The sequence below is a fragment of the Pontibaca methylaminivorans genome (genome assembly GCF_900156525.1).
Taxonomy (GTDB): Bacteria; Pseudomonadota; Alphaproteobacteria; order Rhodobacterales; family Rhodobacteraceae; genus Pontibaca; species Pontibaca methylaminivorans.
Genome location: NZ_FTPS01000001.1, coordinates 2009081 through 2023024, shown reverse-complemented (window position 1 = coordinate 2023024; position 13944 = coordinate 2009081). Strand labels below are relative to the sequence as shown.

At 66.8% G+C, this 13944-nt stretch carries 13 protein-coding genes and 1 tRNA gene; 8 read left to right on the top strand and 6 right to left on the bottom strand.

What is annotated here, in order from left to right; genetic code table 11:
* Nucleotides 1-40: 40 nt before the first annotated feature.
* Nucleotides 41-1108, top strand: coding sequence for a FecCD family ABC transporter permease (locus B0B01_RS09915; protein WP_234967747.1), 1068 nt, complete (start codon nucleotides 41-43; stop codon nucleotides 1106-1108).
* Nucleotides 1105-1920, top strand: a complete 816-nt coding sequence (locus tag B0B01_RS09910) for an ABC transporter ATP-binding protein (RefSeq protein ID WP_234967746.1) — start codon at nucleotides 1105-1107, stop codon at nucleotides 1918-1920. Before B0B01_RS09915 ends, B0B01_RS09910 begins: the two co-directional genes overlap by 4 nt.
* Nucleotides 1921-2083: 163 nt before the next feature.
* Here B0B01_RS09910 and B0B01_RS09905 read toward each other — a convergent pair whose 3' ends face one another.
* Nucleotides 2084-3550 (bottom strand): YncE family protein, encoded by a 1467-nt coding sequence (locus tag B0B01_RS09905; RefSeq protein WP_200805416.1) that lies wholly within the window; start codon nucleotides 3548-3550, stop codon nucleotides 2084-2086.
* 325 nt (nucleotides 3551-3875) lie between these two features.
* On the opposite strand from B0B01_RS09905, the gene B0B01_RS09895 reads away from it, so the two are divergent.
* Nucleotides 3876-5093, top strand: coding sequence for an MFS transporter (locus B0B01_RS09895; protein WP_076649714.1), 1218 nt, complete (start codon nucleotides 3876-3878; stop codon nucleotides 5091-5093).
* 15 nt (nucleotides 5094-5108) lie between these two features.
* On the opposite strand, the gene B0B01_RS09890 is transcribed toward B0B01_RS09895, so the two are convergent.
* A complete protein-coding gene (locus B0B01_RS09890; protein WP_083946151.1) occupies nucleotides 5109-5960 on the bottom strand; it encodes an alpha/beta hydrolase in 852 nt (283 codons plus the stop codon).
* Nucleotides 5961-6115: 155 nt separating this feature from the next.
* Here B0B01_RS09890 and B0B01_RS09885 point away from each other — a divergent pair, with 155 nt between their 5' ends.
* Nucleotides 6116-7228 (top strand): ABC transporter substrate-binding protein, encoded by a 1113-nt coding sequence (locus B0B01_RS09885; RefSeq protein ID WP_200805415.1) that lies wholly within the window; start codon nucleotides 6116-6118, stop codon nucleotides 7226-7228.
* 68 nt (nucleotides 7229-7296) lie between these two features.
* On the opposite strand, the gene B0B01_RS09880 is transcribed toward B0B01_RS09885, so the two are convergent.
* The 3 genes from B0B01_RS09880 to B0B01_RS09870 form a co-directional block, all read right to left on the bottom strand.
* The gene (locus B0B01_RS09880; RefSeq protein WP_200805414.1) at nucleotides 7297-7791 is read right to left on the bottom strand and encodes an MgtC/SapB family protein; all 495 of its coding nucleotides are present in this window, start codon (nucleotides 7789-7791) and stop codon (nucleotides 7297-7299) included.
* Nucleotides 7792-7973: 182 nt separating this feature from the next.
* Nucleotides 7974-8867 carry an SdiA-regulated domain-containing protein gene (locus B0B01_RS09875; RefSeq protein WP_076649712.1) on the bottom strand — a complete coding sequence of 298 codons (894 nt, stop codon included), beginning with the start codon at nucleotides 8865-8867 and terminating at the stop codon, nucleotides 7974-7976.
* A gap of 200 nt (nucleotides 8868-9067) precedes the next feature.
* A tRNA-Val gene (locus tag B0B01_RS09870) sits at nucleotides 9068-9142 on the bottom strand.
* A gap of 151 nt (nucleotides 9143-9293) precedes the next feature.
* Here B0B01_RS09870 and B0B01_RS09865 point away from each other — a divergent pair.
* Nucleotides 9294-10280 carry a diaminopimelate dehydrogenase gene (locus B0B01_RS09865; RefSeq protein ID WP_076649711.1) on the top strand — a complete coding sequence of 329 codons (987 nt, stop codon included), beginning with the start codon at nucleotides 9294-9296 and terminating at the stop codon, nucleotides 10278-10280.
* A 308-nt stretch (nucleotides 10281-10588) separates the two neighbouring features.
* Nucleotides 10589-11179 carry an NAD(P)H:quinone oxidoreductase gene (gene wrbA, locus B0B01_RS09860; protein ID WP_076649710.1) on the top strand — a complete coding sequence of 197 codons (591 nt, stop codon included), beginning with the start codon at nucleotides 10589-10591 and terminating at the stop codon, nucleotides 11177-11179.
* Between the two features lie 136 nt (nucleotides 11180-11315).
* Here wrbA and B0B01_RS09855 read toward each other — a convergent pair whose 3' ends face one another.
* Nucleotides 11316-11603 (bottom strand): HU family DNA-binding protein, encoded by a 288-nt coding sequence (locus tag B0B01_RS09855; protein ID WP_076649709.1) that lies wholly within the window; start codon nucleotides 11601-11603, stop codon nucleotides 11316-11318.
* Nucleotides 11604-11954: 351 nt separating this feature from the next.
* Here B0B01_RS09855 and B0B01_RS09850 point away from each other — a divergent pair, with 351 nt between their 5' ends.
* A complete protein-coding gene (locus B0B01_RS09850) occupies nucleotides 11955-12710 on the top strand; it encodes a class II aldolase and adducin N-terminal domain-containing protein (protein WP_076649708.1) in 756 nt (251 codons plus the stop codon).
* A gap of 53 nt (nucleotides 12711-12763) precedes the next feature.
* A complete protein-coding gene (locus tag B0B01_RS09845) occupies nucleotides 12764-13924 on the top strand; it encodes an acyl-CoA dehydrogenase family protein (RefSeq protein WP_076649707.1) in 1161 nt (386 codons plus the stop codon).
* Nucleotides 13925-13944: the final 20 nt, after the last annotated feature.

Sequence of the window (13944 nt, the reverse complement as noted above, 5' to 3'; positions counted from 1 at the left end):
CCGGGACGTCAGTCAAGGTTCCAGAGAAGGTATCGCGCCTTTGCCAGCAAATGATCCCGCCGCCGCCGCGCGCCAGAGCATGGTCGGGGCCTACCGCCGCACCATCCGGCACCGCGTGCTGATCCTTCTGGTGCTGGCCGTGTGTGGTGTCGCGGCCTTCCTGCTCGACATCTCGACCGGCCCCTCGGCCCTGTCGCTGCAGGATGTCCTTGCGGGCCTGTTCGATCCGTCGCGGCTTGCCCCGTCGGAGGTCACGATCATCCGCGACGTGCGCCTGCCCTATGCGCTGATGGCGATTCTGGTCGGCGCGGCGCTCTCGCTCGCCGGAGCCGAGATGCAGACGATCCTGAACAACCCGCTGGCCAGCCCCTTCACGCTCGGCGTGTCCTCGGCGGCCTCGTTCGGAGCGGCGCTGGCCATCGTGCTGGGGCTCAGCCTGCCCTTCGTGCCGGGCGACTGGATGATCCCGCTGAATGCGTTTCTCTGCGCCTTCGCCTCGGTGCTGCTGCTCGAGGCGCTGGCGCGCAGCCGCGCCGCGGGGGTGCAGGGCGTGGTGCTGTTCGGGATCGCGCTGGTCTTTACATTCAACGCGCTGGTCGCACTGATGCAGTTCGTCGCCTCGCAGGAGGCGCTGTCGCAGCTCGTGTTCTGGAGCATGGGATCGCTCGGCCGCGCGACCTGGGCCAATCTTTTCGTGCTGGGCCTCGTCATGGTGGTCGTGCTGCCGTTCTCGATGCGCGCATCCCATGCGATGACCGCGCTGCGGCTGGGCGAAGACCGGGCGCGCAGCTTCGGCATCGACGTGCGGCAACTGCGCTTTGCCTCGCTCTTGCGGATCAGCGCGCTGGCGTCGACCTCGGTCGCCTTCGTCGGCACGATCGGGTTCATCGGCCTCGTCGGCCCCCATATCGCCCGCCTGCTGCTGGGCGAAGATCACCGCTTTCTGCTGCCCGCCTCGATGTTGTGCGGGGCGCTCATCATGTCGCTGGCCTCGGTGGCCAGCAAGATCATGGTCCCGGGCGTGCTGCTGCCGGTCGGCATCGTCACCTCCATGATCGGCGTGCCGGTGTTCCTGGCGCTGATCCTTCGCCGGCCGGAGCGCATATGACGCAGAACATGACGGAAGACCTGCGGCTGTCGGACCTGTCGGTCGGCTATGCGAAGCGCCGGATTATCGACGGGCTGAGCCTGGCGCCGATTGCGCCGGGGTCGGTCGTGTCGCTGATCGGGCCCAATGCCGCGGGCAAGACCACCCTGCTTCGGGCCATTGCCGGGCTGCTCCCCGCGGGCGGGGCCCTGACGCTCGGAGAGCGCGACCTGAGGGCGATGGTCCTGGCCGATCACGCAAGGCTCGTCACCTACATGCCGCAGAACCTGCCCGAGCGCGTCGCGCTGACGGTGCTCGAAGGCGTGGTCGGTGCGTTGCGGGCCTCGCCCATTGACGGGCCGCCGCTGTCAGACGAGGAACTGCTCGAGCGCGCGCTCGGCGTGATCGAGCGCGTCGGGATCACGCCGCTGGCGATGACCGGGCTCGACCGTCTTTCGGGCGGGCAGCGCCAGCTTGCCTCGCTCGCGCAGGCGCTGGTGCGCTCTCCCCGGGTGCTGCTGCTTGACGAGCCGATCAGCGCGCTGGATCTGCATTACCAGTTGCGGGTGATGAAGCTCGTCCATGCGCTGGCGCGGGAACGGGGCATGATCGTGCTGATGGTGCTGCACGACCTGTCCATCGCCGCGCGCTGGTCGGACCGGATCATCGTGCTTTCGAAAGGCCGGGTCGCCGCCGACGGCGCCCCCGCCGAGGCGATCACCGCGCCGGTCCTGGCCGAGGTCTACAATGTCGTCGGACAGGTCGAGGCGGAAGAATCCGGCCTGCGGATCACGATCAAGGATATCCTGCCGCACGACACGGCAGCGTCCTGACCACCCGAAACCGGGCGTCCGCCCGCATGTCCCATGCGAGCGGCGCGGTCATGCGGGCGTTTTCGCAACGCGCAAGTCGCAGATGGCGGCCGGCCTGCCGGGCGCGGGCCGAAGCGTTCGGCAGCGGAACGCTTCGGCCCGGACACCCGGCAGGCCGGGTCATTCACTCCTGCGGGCGGATACGCAGGATCGTGTCGCTGTCCTCGCCGCCGGGGCCCGAGGAATTGTCCACCGCATAGACGGTGCCGTCCTTGCCGAGCGCGACATGATTGGCCAGCGGTGCCGGGCCGAGATTGGCAACGATATTGCCGTCGGGATCGGTGACGGCGATGGTTCCGGCGCCCCGATTGCTCACATATGCGAGCCGGTTGACGGGATCGAACGCGACATTGAGCGCGCCCGCGCCGACCGAGGTATCGGCGATCACCGCGCCGCTGTCCCCGTCGAGGACAACCAGGTTGTCGCTGCCCTGGGCGGCGACGAAGATGCGCCCGGTTTCGGGATCATGGGACACGCCGATGGCGCTGCGCGCGCCGGGAACCGGGAACACCTTTTCAACGGTGTTGGTTTCGGTGTCGATCACGGCGACCTCGTCCGTCGACAGGCTGGCGACATACAGCCGCTTTGCTTCGGGATCGAGCGACAGGCTCGCGGCCGAAAACTGCTGGCCGCGGCCCAGCGCCTTGATTTCGATCGTCGTGACCGGCTCGAGCGTTTCGGTATCGAACACGACGACTTCGGGCGTTCCGGTCGCGCTCACATAGGCCCGGCCGGCGCCGGAATCGATGCGGACATCGCGGGCATGGGTGACCGTGCCGGGGTCGAACTGCTTGACCAGCGACAGATCCGACTGCTGATAGACCGCGACGGTATCCTGGCGCGTATTCGTCACCCAGAGCGTATCCTTCGCGTCGTCGAGCGCAATGCCGTAGACGGCAAAGACGCTCGGCCCGCCGGTGTCGCCTTCGCCGGCATCATCGGCACCCGGAACCGCGGCCGGGCTGATCCGGGCCAGAACCTCGAACGTCTCGGGATCGAGCTTGACGATCTCCGATTCCCGGACCGGCGGCCGCCCGATCGAGGAGGTGACGAAAAGCGCGTCATTCCCGGCGCTGTAGGCCGATTGATACAGCCCGCGCGCAATGCCGGTCGCCTCGTCCACGGCGAAATCGTCCTGCCCCGACAGCGGCACCTCGGGAGAAACCTTGAGATCGGCAACCGTGGCGTAATAGGGTTCTTCGGCGACGACAATGATCGGATAGGTGCCGAAGGCGGCCTCCTCCGGGATCGTGAGCCGGCCTTCGATCTGACCCTCGCCATCGGCGGTGAGCGCCTCGTCCGAAAGCGGGGTCGTTCCGTACAGCAGCTTCACCTTCTGGCCGGGCTGGAAGCCCTGCCCGGTAAAGGTCACCTCCGACCCGGCCAGGATCGGTTTGCCCTGTTCGCTGGCGCTGAACCTGATCTGCGCCTCGGTGCTGCGGTCGAGCGTGGAAAAGGCTGTCTGCGCCCCCGCCTCGGCGGCGAAAAGCCCGCCGGCCAGCAGCAGGCCGAGGGCAAGGTGTCTGGCATGTCTGCCGACGGATGTCATGGTGGAGCTCTCCTGTTCGAGCGGATGAAGATGATCTGTCACGTCTTTGTTCCGCGATCGTTTTTCCGGCGATTCCGGCAGGGCGGCACATTCAGCACCGGCGGCCTGGCTGCGCGTTCCGCCGCCTCTGGACGCCTGCAGATCCCTGCCCGGATTTACCTGACAGGCTTGGTCAACTATTTTTCCGCGCAGGTCAAGACACCGAACGCGCCCGCGCCGCCGATTTCCTCGCGCATCACCGGCCGCCGGGGCGGATGGCGCGGCGCGCCTCATGGGCCATGGCCGAGCCCCGTGGCTTTCGGCGCAAAGCTCGCCTAAACCCGGTCGTTGGCACCACATCAAAGCGGCGGAGGCCCAGGGACCAGCAATGAACGACGACGGCACGGACAAGCCCCTAGATCCGGCAGCGGCCCAGGCATTCAGCGTGAAACCGCTGATGTTCATGGCCTTCGTGTGCTCCATGGCGATGATGGTCTTTGTCGCCCTGGCCGGCCCGATTGCGCGCGTGCTCGACCTGCCGCCCTGGCAGATCGGCGCGGCGATGACGATCGCGGGGGTCGGCTGGATGGTCATGGCGCGCGTCTGGGGCGGGCTGAGCGACAGCCACGGCCGCCGCCCGGTCCTGCTCCTGGGGCTTGCCGGGTTCACGCTGAGCTATCTTCTTCTGGCGCTGTTCATCGACCTTGCACTCAGGACCGCGATGGCGCCGCTGCTTGCGCTTGCGGGTCTGCTCGCCGGGCGCGGCATTGCCGGGCTGTTCTATGCCGCCGTGCCCGCGACCAGCACCGCGCTCGTCGCCGACCACACAAGGCCCGAGGAACGCACGAGCGCCCTTGCCGCGATCGGCGCATCCAGCGCCGCCGGCATGGTGGTCGGCCCCGGATTGGCCGGGCTCGTGGCTCCGTTCGGCCTCAGCCTGCCGTTTCATGTCACCGCCGTGCTGCCGGTCATCGCGCTCCTGCTGATCTGGCTGACGCTGCCGGCAGCCAGGCACCACCCGGCCCCGGCGCGGCAGCGGCTGCGGCTTCTTGATCCGCGGCTGCGGCGGCCGATGATGGTCGCCTTTGCCGCCATGTTCAGCGTCTCGGTGGCGCAGATCATCGTCGGTTTCTTCGCGCTCGACCGGCTTGGCCTCGGCCCGGCCGAGGCGGCCCGCGCCGCGGGGCTGGCCCTTGCCGCAGTCGGCATTTCGCTGGTCTGCGCCCAGGTCGTGCTGCGCCGGCTCGGCTGGCCCCCGGCCCGGCTGATCCGCATCGGCGCCCTGATCGGCGGAACCGGCTTTGCCAGCGCGATGTTTGCCGTCAATCCGCCCATGCTCTGGGCCAGTTACGCCTTTGCCGCCTTCGGCATGGGCTGGGTCTATCCCTCGGTCTCGGCCCTGGCGGCAAATTCGGTCGAGGGCCACGAACAGGGCGCGGCGGCCGGTACGGTCGCGGCGGCGCAGGGGCTCGGCACGATCCTGGGGCCCATTGTCGGCACCCTCGTCTACGGGCTGGGCGCCGGCCTGCCCTACGCGCTTGTCGGGGCGCTGCTGGTCACGACCGCTCTCTGGAGGCGCCGGGAGGCCGTGCCGAACGATCCCTGACCGCCGGCCGGCCGCCTAACCGGCGCTCGCCATGCGCAGCATGCGGGGGATCGCCGCCGACACGATCGAGGCGTGATCTTCCTCGGGCAGGAAACGGAACTGCACCCGGTCGCTGCCGTGAATGGCCGCAAGCTGCGCGCTCACGGCCCGCGCATGATCCAGCATCCGCCGCCCGGCACGCCGCGCGATCACCTCGGAACTGCCGGGAGCCGCGAGTTGCCAGGGCGGAAGGGCATCTTCCCATTCACCAAGACAGATCAACACCTGCCGGTCCGTGAGCGGCGCATCCGCCAGCGCCGCCGTCAACCCGTCGCTGTCCCACCAGATCGAGGGGCTGATTGCCGCATAGCTTTGAAACGCGCCGGCATGGTGGGCAAGACACCAGAGCGTGAAATAGCCGGCAAGCGAATGGCCGAACAGCGTCTGGCGGGCGGGATCGAGCGGCGCCTTGCGCGCGATGAACGGCTTGACCTGTTCCTCGATGAAACCAAGGAACCCCGGCGCGCCGCCGCTGCCCGGAACGCCCGCCACCGCCGAGGTGAAATCACGCCGGCGCCGGGTGGTGTCCGGTGCCCCTTCCGGTGCGGAGATGCCGGCGACGACCATCGGCGCCACTCCGGTCGCATCCGGCCGCCGGCTCATGCGGCCGAGCGCCTCGACACAGGTGCCGAAACAGCCCGACGCGTCGAGCAGCAGAACCAGCGGCCAGCCCGGCCCGGGTGCGGCCCCCGCCGGAACGGCGATATCGACGCGATAGGCATCATCCGTCCCGGCCGCGTGCAACAGGTGACCATCGCCCAGCCGATAGCGGTTGTCGCGGAACGGCACGGTCTGGCCGCTGCTGGCGGTATCGTGATCACTGCTCATATGGCGCAGGAACGGCGCTTGCCCTTTACAGTCAACCCCAAATGCGTGACAGGATCCCGGGACGCAATCAAGAAACCAAGAGCGGAGACGCGGCCATTACCAGAGGTTTCAGCAGCGGCGGCCGGACAGGCAGGCGCATTGCCGCCGGCCTTTTCGTGATCATTGCGCTCGTTTCGGGCGCATTTGCCATCGCCTCGTTCCAGAGCGCCGGGGCCGAGCAACCGGCGACGGCGCAGGGCGCACAACTGGTCGATATCCGCGGGCGAAGCGTGACCATCCATGGCCCGGCCGACCGAATCGCCATCGACGACAGCCGCTTTCTGGTCGCGCTCGGCCTGATCCATCCCGATCCGGTTTCGCTGCTGGCGGCGTGGCCGCAGGACGTGAACCGGCTGGGGACCGAGACCTACGAACAACTGCTCGAGATCTCGCCCGAACTGGCCGACCTGCCCCGGATCGCGAGCTCGGCCGGCTCCTTCAACATGGAAGCGCTGCTCGCGGCCCGGCCCGACCTGGCCCTGCTGTCGCTCGAGAGCGGCATCACCGATGCGCAGATCGCCCAGATAGAGGCTGCCGGCATCCCGGTCGTGCAGGTCGATTTCTTCGTCCAGCCGCTCGAGAACCTCCAGAAAAGCCTGCGGCTGCTCGGGCAGTTGACGGGACGCGAGACGCAGGCGGAAGAATTTCTCGCTTTCCGGGCCGAACGGATGACCGCGATCGCCGACAAGGTGGCGGCGCTGCCGGAAGACGACCGCCCGAGCGTCTTTCTCGAAGCCCATGCCGGCATCACCAATGACTGCTGCAACTCTCCGGGGCGCGGCAACGTGGGCGATTACATCAGCTTTGTCGGCGGCCACAACATCGGCTCGGACGTGATCAGCCAGTCGTTCGGCAAGCTGAACATCGAATATGTCATTTCGCGCGAACCCGACGTCTATATCGCCACCGGCGGGCCGCATCTGGAAAAGTCGGGCGGGCTGGTTCTGGGCACCGGCTATGACGAGGCGACCGCGCGGGAATCGCTGCGCCGGGTCGCGGGGCGCAAGGGCATATCGGGCCTGTCGGCAGTGAAAAGCGGCCGCGTTCACGGGTTTTCCCACCAGTTGATCAATTCTCCGCTCGACGTGGTCGCGGTCGAGACCTTCGCGAAATGGATCCACCCGGAGGTCTTTGGCGATCTCGATCCCGGCGCGACCCTGGCCGAGATCAACCAGAGGTTCCTTTCGCTGCCCTACGAGGGGGTCTACTGGGTGGACCTCACCGAATAGGGCGGCGGGGGCTGTCTGCGGCATTTGCTGCGCCGGTGCGGCCCGGAATTGCGACCACGAAAGCCACCCTAGGACGTCTTGTCGGTATCCTCCGCTTTCTGACGGGGCTTGATATGGGGAATCACCGCCAGAATGACCAAAACCGTGACCGTCGAAAGCACCGCGGTCGCATCGAGGCCAAGCCCGGCAAGAACGCCGATCCCCGCCGTTGCCCAGATGCTGGCCGCCGTGGTCAGACCCTCGACCTTCTGCTGGCTGGCGCGAATCATGATCGCGCCGGCGCCCAGAAAACCGATACCCTGAATGATCCCCTGCAGAACGCGGGACATGTCGGGGATGGGCATGTCGCTTTGCAGCGGCCCGATCACGAAAAGCGCCGCACCCACGGCCACCAGCATATGCGTCCGCACGCCGGCGTCCTTTGCCTTCATTTCGCGGTCATATCCGAGGATACCGCCAAGAACGGCGGCAAGCACCAGCCGTACCGTGATACGCGTTATGGTGGATATGTCCGGAATGTCCGAAAATTCGCTGACGACGGCGGCCCAGATTTCCTGTGACACGATGATGTTCCCGCTACGGCCCCTGATTGCTGCGCAGCAGGATAGCATAGCGCGGGGCCGTCATGCGGAAAGTCCTGCGCGGGGATCCGGCCGAAGGCCGCTCACCCGCTCACCCCGCGCCGCGCCACATTGGCGCAATCGGGCGCCCGGTCCGTCATGATCCGCTTCCCGCGCGGGGCGGTCTAGTCGGTCCGGGCCGCAAAGCGGTAGAAGAGATTCGGCTCCGATACGATGTAAAGCTCACCATCCGGCCCGATCGCGATCCCTTCCGGCTGCGGAATGTCCTGCGTCAGCCCCGACGACCCCGATTGCAGCGGCAGCACGCCGGCCAGCACGCCCGCAGGCGTGTATTCCAGCGCAACCTTTGATTCCTCGCTGAGAACGATCAGGTTCCCGGCGCTGCCGTCGCCCTTGTGATTCAAGGTCACGCCGGCCAGATCGCTGACCGGAAGGCCGGACGCGCGCTCCGGCCACCATTCCCGGATCCCGACCTGCGGCGTCTCCTGCAGCGGCCAGAGGCCCGACACCTGAAGGATCCTGCGCGGCCATTTCTCGTTCACGAGCAGAAGTTCCGACGTCACCGAATCCCAGATGACACCCTCGAGGCCCAGATTGGGCAAGGCAATCCAGCCGAGCGACAGGCTGGTCGTCTGTTCATGAACGGCGCCCCCGTCCCCGGGAGGAATGCGGATCCAGTGCAGATCGTTGCCACGTTCGTCCGAGACGATGAACAGATCGTCCTGCAGATGGGTGATCCCCTCGGTATCCCACCCCTCGGGCAGGGGGAAATGCCGCAACAGCCGACCCTCGAGCGACAGTTCGGCAATCGCAGCCGGCCGGTTGATGACCGCGAACAGGGTATTGGTGTCTTTGCTGTAAGCCAGCCCGGACACATTCGAAAGACCCTCGATTGGCCGCCGCTCGATCAGGACGGTATGGTCGTCGAGCGTGTTCGGGTCTATTCCGGGTGCCTGCCCGTCGGTCTGCATCGGCAGCCAGACCACCGCCGCCAGACACAGCCCGGTCAGCGCGGCGACGGCAAAGGCCACGGATTTTCGCGATATCGCACGGCTCATCGGATGGGGGCCCCCTGTCGAGATCCTGTCGAGACTGGTCCGTCGCCTAACATTCTGGCAGCTTCGATTCAGAATGTCCCGGCCGGATCCTCGCCATCATCGCCCCGCTGCCCGCCAAGAGGACAGCGCCGGCCGATGGACGCGGCCTGGCCGGGCGGCGTCGCCCCGGCGGAAACGGCAAGTCGTCGATCCTGTGATGATGGTGGGTGATAAGAGATTTGAACTCCTGACATCTTCGATGTGAACGAAGCGCTCTACCACTGAGCTAATCACCCGTCGGCGCGGGGTTTACATCGGCCCAGACGGTTCTGCAAGTGGTCTTCGCGCCCGGTTCGCGCCCGCTTCGCCTTGATCGGCATGTCAGATTTGCTATGCCGCAACGGTAAAGCCCCGCCCCGGGGCGCAAAGGGAAAGGACGGGAACCGGATGAACGGGAAGATTCGCATCGCCATCGCCGGCCACGGCAACCTCGGGCGCGGGGTCGAGGCGGCCATCGAGCACAACCCCGACATGAGCCTTGCCGGCATCTATTCCCGCCGCCCGGCCGGACAGATCACGCCGCGGCAGACGGAAACGCCGGTGCACGGGATGGAGCAGCTGCGCAGCCATGCGGACCAGATCGACGTGCTGATCCTCTGCGGCGGCTCGAAGGAAGATCTGCCGCAGCAGGGCCCCGAGCTTGCCGCACTGTTCAACACCGTCGACAGTTTCGACACCCATGCCCGCATCCCCGAATATTTTGCCGCCGTCGATCCCGCGGCGCGGGACAGCCAGCATACGGCGCTGATCTCGGCCGGGTGGGATCCGGGGGTGTTTTCGCTCAATCGCGCTCTGGGCGAGGCGCTGCTGCCCGACGGCGCGACCTATACATTCTGGGGCGACGGGCTCAGCCAGGGCCATTCCGACGCGCTGCGGCGGGTGCCGGGCGTTGCGGGCGCGGTGCAGTATACCCGCCCGGCGAAAGACGCGATCAATCAGGTGCGCAAGGGCGGACGCCCCGATCTGACCCCGCAGCAGATGCACCTGCGCGAATGTTTCGTGGTGCTGGAGGACGGCGCCGACGCCGAAACCGTGCGCGAGGCCATCGTCACCATGCCGCATTATTTCGCGGATTACGAAACCGTGGTGAATTTCATCAGCGCCGAGGAACTCGCCCGCGACCACCGCGCCATGGTGCACGGGGGCTTCGTGATCCGCAGCGGCACCACCTCGCCCGGAACCACGCAGGTGATGGAATACAGCCTGAAGCTCGGCAGCAACCCGGAGTTCACCGCGAGCGTCCTCGTGGCCTGCGCCCGCGCGGTGCACCGGATGCACGGGCTCAGGCAATTCGGCGCCAAGACGATCTATGACATCCCGCTCGGCCTGCTTTCACCCCGCAGCGCCGAGGATCTGCGCGCGGGGTTCCTCTAGGCGGCGCGTCATTCCGGCCGGGCAGCCGCGACCGCAAACCGATCGCGCTGCGCCGGGCTGGCGTCCGCCTGCCCGGCCCCGGCGAATGCACGGGCTGTGCCCCGGCGTTCTGCCGTATATCGTCGTTTCGACAATCGGATAATCTGCACCGGTCATCTGGCCTTATCGCCGTCGCGCCACAGATTACAGGCAGCCGCGACAGGAACCGCAGCCGGCACAGGGGATCGGGATCCGCTCATGCCGCTGCCCGGGCCGGAGCGCGGCGACAAAGCACCGCAGCAGGCAGAGCCGATGAAAGGATTCGACCGATGAGCATCAAGCTGGCGATTGTCTATTACTCGACCTATGGCACCAATCATCAGATGGCCCTGATCGCCGCAGAGGCGGCAGAGGCCGCCGGCGCCGAGGTGCGGCTGCGCAAGGCCGCCGAAACCGCCCCGGCCGAGGTGGTCGCCGGCGTCGATGCCTGGCAGGCCCAGGCCGAGGCGAGCGCCGATGTGCCGGAAGCTTCCGCGCAGGACATGGAATGGGCCGACGCTTATCTCATCTCCGCGCCGACGCGTTTCGGCATCATGGCGAGCCAGATGCGCGCCTTCATCGACACGCTGGGCGGCGTCTGGTCGGCGGGCGCGCTGGCGAACAAGGCGATCTCGGCCATGACATCGGCGCAGAACGCCCATGGCGGGCAGGAAACCACGCTGCTGTCCTTCTATGCCACGGCGATGCACTGGGGTGCGGTCATTGTCGCGCCGGGCTATACCGACGAGGTGATCTTCAAGACCGGCGGCAACCCCTATGGCTACAGCCACACCCAGGGGACCGGGTTCACCGCGGAGGCCCGGGATGCGATCGGCCACCAGACCCGCCGCCTGATCGAGACGGCCGGAAAGCTCGCCTGAGTGCCACGCTGCAAACGGATCCTGCGGGAAAGTACGGGCGCAGGCCCCGGCATCCGCGCTCGCGCCTGTTCGAGGCGGGGCGCGAAGGGCCCGGGCAGCGCAGCCCGGGCAGCCGGGCCACGCGCCGGAACTGAAATCAGGAGTTCACGCTGTCCTTCAGCGCCTTGGCGATCGTCATCTTCACGACCTTGTCGGCGTCCTTCTTGAACTGCTCGCCGGTGGCCGGGTTGCGCACCATGCGCTCGGGGCGCTCGCGGCAGTAGATCTTGCCCACGCCGGGCAGCGTGACCGCACCGCCACCGCTCACCTCGCGGGTGATGATGCCGATCAGCGCATCGAGTGCGGCGCTCGCGGTCTTCTTGTCGCTTCCCATGTCATCGGCCAGGGCCGCCACGAGCTGGGTCTTGGTCATCGGTTTTGACATCTTCTGTCTCCTGCATTCGCCCGTTCCGTCGGGCCAAGATGTGCGCATTTAGGGGAAGCCCGTGAGATAACACAACGAATACTGGGTGGGTGACCAGGAAAATTCGCGGATTCCCGCGCTTTTTGTGACTTTTTCGCCCAATCCCGCCGACAAGGGCAGCCAGCGGGGGTTCGTGGCGCAAGCCCGCGCGGAAGAACATCTTTCCCGGAACCGGCGCGCGCATCCGCCCTGCCCCCGCACATGATCCGGGGCGGCCCGCGTGTTTGCCGCCGGATACGTCAAATTTCCAATGGCCAAAACGGTTTCGCATTGGCACCATCCCCCCCGAGCGAACCGGAAGGGAGAAGCACCATGGCCACGACGCTGCTGCACAACCGCATCGACCACCTGGAGGAACGCGTGGATCTGGCGGCCGCCTTTCGCTGGACGGCGCGGCTCGGCCTGCACGAGGCGGTCGCGAACCATTTCAGCCTGGCCATCGACGCCGCCGGCACGCGCTTTCTCATGAACCCGAACCAGATGCATTTCGCCCGCATCCGCGCCAGCGACCTGATCGTGATCGACGCCGATGATCCGGCGACGATTGAGGGGCCGGATGCGCCCGATCCGACCGCCTGGGGGCTGCACGGGGCCATTCACCGCCGCTGCCCCCACGCGCGCTGCGTCATGCATGTCCATTCGATCTTTGCAACGGTGCTGGCGACGCTCAAGGACAGCCGCCTGCCGCCGATCGACCAGAACTGCGCGACCTTCTTCGACCGCCATGTGATCGACGAGAACTATGGCGGGCTTGCCTTCGAGGAAGAGGGCGAGCGCTGCGCGGCGCTGCTTGCGGACCCGCGCCACAAGGTGATGATCATGGGCAATCACGGCGTGATGGTGATCGGCGACAGCGTCGCGGACACGTTCAATCGCCTCTATTATTTCGAGCGCGCGGCCGAAACCTATATCCGCGCGCTGCAGACCGGGCGCGAGTTGCGCATCCTCTCCGACGCGGTGGCCGAAAAGACCGCGCGCGAACTGGAGACCTACCCCGGCCAGGCCGAGCGCCATCTTGCCGAACTGAAGGCCATCCTGGATGCGGATGAATCCGATTACGCCGACTAGCGACCGCCGAGGTCAACAAGGGCCGCCGCACGGGCGGAGAGAGGGATGTTCACATGCAATACGGGCTGAACGACGAACAGGAGATGATCGCCGCGACGGTGCGCAGTTTCGTCGAAAAGGAAATCTATCCCCACGAGGATCTGGTCGAGCGCAGCGGCGAAGTGCCAGCCGAAATCGCCCATGACATCAAACGCAAGACCATCGAGCTTGGCTTTTATGCCTGCAACTTTCCCGAAAGCGTAGGTGCGGCGGGGCTCAATCATCTTGAATTCGCGCTGGTCGAACGCGAACTCGGGCGCGGGTCGATGGCGCTCACCCATTTCTTCGGCCGGCCGCAGAACATCCTCATGGCCTGCGAGGGCGACCAGATTGACCGTTACCTGATGCCGGCGGTGCGCGGCGAACGGATGGATGCGCTCGCCATGACCGAACCCGGCGCCGGGTCGGACGTGCGCGGCATGAAATGCGTGGCCCGGCGCGAGGGCGGCGACTGGATCGTGAACGGGACGAAACATTTCATCTCGGGCGCGGATCACGCCGATTTCTTCATCGTTTTCATCGCCACCGGCGAGGATCAGACGCCCAAGGGACCAAAGAAGCGCATCACCGCCTTTCTGGTCGATCGCGGCACGCCGGGGTTCACGGTCCGCGACGGCTACCGGTCGGTGAGCCACCGGGGCTACAAGAACATGATCCTCGACTTCGACGACTGCCGCCTGCCGGATGCGCAGGTTCTGGGCGAGGTCGACGGGGGCTTCGACGTCATGAACACCTGGCTTTATGCCACGCGGATCACCGTCGCCGCCATGTCGGTCGGACGCGCACGGCGGGTGTTCGACTATGCGCTGGACTATGCGGCGACGCGCGAACAGTTCGGGCAGAAGATCGGCAAGTTCCAGGGCGTGAGCTTCCAGCTGGCCGACATGATCACCGAAATCGACGCGGCCGACCTGCTGACGCTCGCCTCGGCCGATCGGCTGGACCAGAACCTGCCGGCGAACCGCGAGATCGCCTCGGCCAAGCTTTATGCCAGCGAGATGCTGGCGCGGGTCACCGATGCGGCGATCCAGATCCACGGCGGCATGGGGCTGATGGACGACTATCCGCTCGAGCGGTTCTGGCGCGACGCGCGGGTCGAGCGGATCTGGGACGGCACGAGTGAAATCCAGCGCCATATCATCAGCCGCGACCTGCTGCGGGCGCTCGGGGCATGAGCGCCGCTTTGGATCATGAA

Excerpts from the sequence above, each read along its gene's own strand:
- B0B01_RS09910 (WP_234967746.1), top strand. The coding sequence starts at position 1,105 with ATGACGCAGAACATGACGGAAGACCTGCGGCTGTCGGACCTGTCGGTC.
- B0B01_RS09895 (WP_076649714.1), top strand. The coding sequence starts at position 3,876 with ATGAACGACGACGGCACGGACAAGCCCCTAGATCCGGCAGCGGCCCAG.
- B0B01_RS09890 (WP_083946151.1), bottom strand. The coding sequence starts at position 5,960 with ATGAGCAGTGATCACGATACCGCCAGCAGCGGCCAGACCGTGCCGTTC.
- B0B01_RS09875 (WP_076649712.1), bottom strand. The coding sequence starts at position 8,867 with ATGAGCCGTGCGATATCGCGAAAATCCGTGGCCTTTGCCGTCGCCGCG.
- B0B01_RS09865 (WP_076649711.1), top strand. The coding sequence starts at position 9,294 with ATGAACGGGAAGATTCGCATCGCCATCGCCGGCCACGGCAACCTCGGG.
- wrbA (WP_076649710.1), top strand. The coding sequence starts at position 10,589 with ATGAGCATCAAGCTGGCGATTGTCTATTACTCGACCTATGGCACCAAT.
- B0B01_RS09855 (WP_076649709.1), bottom strand. The coding sequence starts at position 11,603 with ATGTCAAAACCGATGACCAAGACCCAGCTCGTGGCGGCCCTGGCCGAT.
- B0B01_RS09850 (WP_076649708.1), top strand. The coding sequence starts at position 11,955 with ATGGCCACGACGCTGCTGCACAACCGCATCGACCACCTGGAGGAACGC.
- B0B01_RS09845 (WP_076649707.1), top strand. The coding sequence starts at position 12,764 with ATGCAATACGGGCTGAACGACGAACAGGAGATGATCGCCGCGACGGTG.